General features: G+C 73.6%; 4 protein-coding genes. All 4 read right to left on the bottom strand.

Annotated features, from left to right (window positions below):
• Positions 1 to 10 precede the first annotated feature (10 nt).
• Positions 11 to 1,414 (bottom strand): FAD-binding oxidoreductase, encoded by a 1,404-nt coding sequence (locus AC1DUQ_RS18945; RefSeq protein WP_477061192.1) that lies wholly within the window; start codon positions 1,412 to 1,414, stop codon positions 11 to 13.
• Between the two features lie 106 nt (positions 1,415 to 1,520).
• Positions 1,521 to 3,299 (bottom strand): sensor histidine kinase, encoded by a 1,779-nt coding sequence (locus AC1DUQ_RS18950; protein ID WP_477074350.1) that lies wholly within the window; start codon positions 3,297 to 3,299, stop codon positions 1,521 to 1,523.
• Positions 3,300 to 3,306: 7 nt separating this feature from the next.
• Positions 3,307 to 3,657 (bottom strand): response regulator, encoded by a 351-nt coding sequence (locus tag AC1DUQ_RS18955; RefSeq protein ID WP_477061190.1) that lies wholly within the window; start codon positions 3,655 to 3,657, stop codon positions 3,307 to 3,309.
• A partial coding sequence (locus AC1DUQ_RS18960; RefSeq protein WP_477074351.1) for a hypothetical protein occupies positions 3,654 to 3,877 on the bottom strand: 224 nt, incomplete at its 5' end. The genes AC1DUQ_RS18955 and AC1DUQ_RS18960, both read right to left, overlap by 4 nt.

Below are 3,877 nucleotides of genomic sequence, written 5' to 3' on the forward strand. Positions count from 1 at the left end.
CCCGTCGAGGTCAGGGCCGCAGGCCGCGCGCCCCGAGGAGCACGGCGTCGGGGTCGTACACCAGCGAGAGCATCTGCAGCCGGCGCGCCGCGTCGGGCGTGAACACCCGCTCGATCCACTCCTGGCCCGCCGAGTCGGTGAAGTTGGGCAGGCCGCCCGGACGCGTCCAGGCGGCGAGCCCGTCGTGCACGCGCGCGGTGTCCGCGGTGACCATCTGGGCGATCTCCGGGATCATCACGCCGATCGTGAAGAGCGAGTACGCCGCGTCGCGGTGCGGGAACGCGCTGGGCAGGCCGCGGTCGTCGCGGACCTTGCCGCCCAGCTGACGCACCTCGACCATCGCCTGGGCGGTCTGCGCGTCCGGGCCGACCAGCTCGAGCAGCCGGTCGGCGCCGTCGATCCCGAACGAGTGCAGCAGGCTGTGCTGCTCGTGCAGCGGCATCGGGTCCACGGGGTCGCTGTGCACGTCGCCGAGCGCCGAGTACGGCATGACCTGCACGGTGTCGATGAGCGGCGCGGCGACCGAGCGGATCGCCCGGATCATCTCCTCGCCCACCGCGGGGTCACCCGTCCAGGCGAAGCGCACCGAGACCGACGTGGTCCCGCGCAGCGGCTCCGGGAACATCGGCATGTCCGGCAGCCGCATCACGGCGACGGACGTGGTCCCCTCCTCCGGCAGCAGCTCGCACCACTGGCTCCAGGTGCGGATCACCGCAGCCGCGTCCGCGGCGCCGAACCACAGCGCGCCCGCGTACAGCTCCGCCTGGTCGACGAGGTCGATCTCGACCGCGGTGACGATGCCGAGCGCGCCCTTGCCTCCGCGCAGACCCCAGAACAGGTCCGGGTGGCTCTCCGCGGTGACGCGGCGGAACACGCCGTCGCCGGTGACGAGCTCGAACGCGCGCACCGTGTCGGACGCGAGCCCGTGGGAGCGGGCCACAGGTCCGAGCCCACCGCCCGTCAGGTAGCCGACCACGCCGACGTCCGGTGACGAGCCGGCCAGACCGGCGAGCCCGTACGGCGCGCACGCCTCGAGGACGGCCGCCCACTTCACGCCCGCGCCGATGCGCGCCCAGCGCTCGTCGGCGTGGATGGTGACCTCGCCGAGGGCCGCGGTGCTGACGAGGATCGCGTCCTGCATGGTCTCGGTGGCCCCGTGGCCGGTGCCCTGGACCGCCACCCGGACGCCCGCGGCGGCCGAGGCGCGCAGCGTGCGGCTGACGTCGTCAGGTCCCCGCGCGGCGACGACCGCCGTGGGTCGGATCGCCTTGAGGAGGTTGCTGGTGCCCGTGAGAGCGGCGTACGCCTCGGTGCCGGGCAGGTGCACAGGGACGCCGGAGTCGGCGAGCGCCTGCACGGCTGCTGCGGTGGCCGGACGGTAGTCCGCACCGATCAGCGAGCTGAGGATGGTCATGATCGTGCCCTTTCCTGTCCGCGCCGTCGTTCGGCGCACGGGCAGAAGGGGACACGGCCTGGGCCGCCTGATACATCCGGGTTGTCCGAAGTTACGGACCGGTACGTCAGCCCGGCGGCGTGGCCGGCAACGCGATCGTGAAGCTGGTGCCCTCACCGAGGGTGCTCTCGATGCTCAGTGAGCCGCCGTGCGCGTCGACCACGGCCTTGGTGATCGAGAGCCCGAGCCCGACGCCCGGGATCGCCCGGCGGGTGGCCGTCGACGCCCGGAAGAACCGGTGGGTCAGCTGGGACAGCTCGTCGGGCGGGATGCCGATGCCGCTGTCCGCGACCACGATGACCGCGCCGCCCCGCTCGCCCGGACCGACCTCGAGGCGGACGGTCCCCCCGGAGGGCGTGAACTTGATCGCGTTCGAGACCAGGTTGTCCACCGCCTGCGCGAGCCGGACCGGGTCGGCGTCGAGGACCGTCGAGGTCACCGACGGCACCAGGGCGATGCCGGCCGCCTCGGCTGCCGGGGCGGCGGCCGCCACCGCGGCGGACACGATCTCACCGGCGTCGATGTGCTGCGGCGAGATGGAGAACCGGCCCGCGTCCACCTGGGCGCTGAGCAGCAGGTCGCCCACGAGGCGCAGCTGGCGCCGGGCGTTGCGCTCGATCACGGTGAGGTACTCGCGCTGCTCGTCGGACAGCGGGTCGGTGCCGTCGGTGAGCAGCTCGAGATAGCCGAGGACCGAGGTGAGCGGCGTGCGCAGCTCGTGGCTCACCAGGCTGACGAACTCGTCCTGGAGCCGCGCCGCCTCGCGCTCGGAGGTGACGTCCGTGGCGACGACCACGTAGCCGCTCACCGTGCCGTCCGCCTCGGCACGTCGGGTGACCGCGAGCCTGACGGTCATCCGGACCCCGTCGCGCGCGACGTACGTCCAGTCCCGCACCTCCGGCCTGCCCGCGAGCGCCGGCGCGACGAGCGCGTCGACCAGGGTCTGCGGGTGGTCGATCGGGCTGTCGTCGGAGAACAGCAGGGCGCGGCGCGCCTCCAGCTCGTCGCGGTCGTGGAAGTCGGTCAGGCGCATGCGCCCGACGACCTCGCCCTGCCCGTACCCGAGCAGACGCTCCGCGCCGGCGTTGAACACCTCGACCATGCCGGTGGCGTCGGTGGCGATGATGGCCTGCTCGGTGGCCGAGTCGATCACGGAGACCAGCTGGTCGCGGGCCGCGCGCCGCTGGTTGGCCACGCGTGCGAGCTCGACGGCGTTGGCACGGGCGCGGTCCAGCAGCACCGCCTGGTCCATCTGCAGCGAGAGCAGTGCGACGCTGCGGGCCCGGAGCCGAGCGGTGATCTCGTGCACCGTGACGGCGACCACGAGGGCCACGAGGGTGACGAACAGGGTCCGGATGACCGTGTCCACGGTGACGGGCACGCTCGAGAGCAGGACCGGCGAGAACACCACCCCCGCGACGCCCAGCGTGGCCAGCACGATCCCCCGACGGCCCGTCTCGGACGCGAGCGTGATCACCGGGAAGAACACCAGCGTCGTGTACGGCGAGCCCGGCCCGCCGGTCCCGGACCGCAGGAGGGCCACGGCCAGCAGCTGGACCACCGGCAGGACGTCCTGGGCCGCCTCGGGCCACCGGCTCCAGGGCAGGACCCGCGCGGCGACGAGCTGGCCCGCGGTGAGCACCCCCGCGATCAGGACCTCGACCGGGCTGGTCACCCGCGCGTCCGGGATCAGCAACGTGAGCACGGCGACGAAGAACATCCCGACGAACGGCAGCTGGCGCTCGACCACGCCGCCGTCCGGGCCGAGGTGGCGGGCGAGGCGCCGCAGGAAGCGCGAGCTCGTCGTGAGCAGGTCGGTGCGCTCGGTCGACCAGATCTCGCTCATGCGCCGGTCACGGTCCCGTCCCCAGCGCGCGCGCCAGCGCGGCCTGAACGCCCTCGCCGGTGAACGGCTTGGGCAGCCACGCCTCCACCTGCGGGTAGTCGTCGGGGTCGAGGACCGACGTGATGATCACCGGCAGGCCGGGGCGGCGCGCGTGCAGGACGTCGACCAGCTCCCAGCCCCCCATGCCGGGCAGGCGCAGGTCGACGATCGCGACGTCGACCCCGAGGTTGTCCTCGTCGGCGAGCGCCTGCTCGGCACTCTTGGTCGCCACGACGTCGTAGCCCAGCCGGCGCAGGTGCCGCTCGATGAGGGCGAGCTCGTCCGGCTCGTCGTCGACCACCAGCACGCGCGCGCTCACAGCACGCCCTCGTGCAGCAGGAGCACGGCGACCGTGATCGCGGCGGCGACAAGGGCGACCACCAGGAGCAGCCGGCGCTCCGTGCGCGCGTTCGACCGGATCTCGTCGTCGAGGGCGTCGGGCGAGAGCGTCGCCCACCAGCGGGCGTCGTCGCCCGCGGCCGCCCGGTGCGCGCCCGTCATCCCATCACCCGTCCTGTCTTCTCCGTCTTGTCCCACAC

This window comes from Cellulomonas sp. P4_B5_2, from assembly GCF_056402235.1.